Annotated in this window: 1 protein-coding gene; it reads right to left on the bottom strand. The window is 57.4% G+C overall.

Features of this window, described 5'->3' with window-relative positions:
- The coding region (locus tag ALP40_RS24990; protein ID WP_147478357.1) for a transposase at positions 1-371 on the bottom strand (371 nt) is incomplete at both ends.

The raw sequence follows: 371 nt of genomic DNA, 5'->3' as shown, positions 1-371 counted from the left end.
GGCATTTCTGGCGAGCAGTTCCACGGCAGCAAAGCTTCATAATCTTCAAGCGACGAAGCCTGAGGCAGCCGCTCCAGTACGTGGCGCAGCCACGTATAGGGCTCTTGGCCGTTGACCTTGGCGGTCTCGACCAGGCTGTAGATCTTTGCGCTGGCAGTGGCGCCGTTGACGGTATCGCTGAACAGCCAGGCCTTGCGTCCAATGACAAACGGCTTGATCGCTCTTTCGGCCGGGTTGTTGTCGATGGGCAGATAACCCGCTTCGACATAGCGCTCCAGTCGGCTCCAGTTATTCGCCAGATAATGCACCGCCTTGCCTAATGCACTTTGCGGCGTCACCTGGGATTGGGTTTTATCCAGCCAGACTTTCAG

Origin of the sequence: Pseudomonas viridiflava, assembly GCF_003702045.1 — a bacterium.
GTDB lineage: Bacteria > Pseudomonadota > Gammaproteobacteria > Pseudomonadales > Pseudomonadaceae > Aquipseudomonas > Aquipseudomonas viridiflava_C.
The sequence above is the reverse complement of the archived record's forward strand: the minus strand, read 5'-3'. Positions and strand labels throughout refer to the sequence as shown.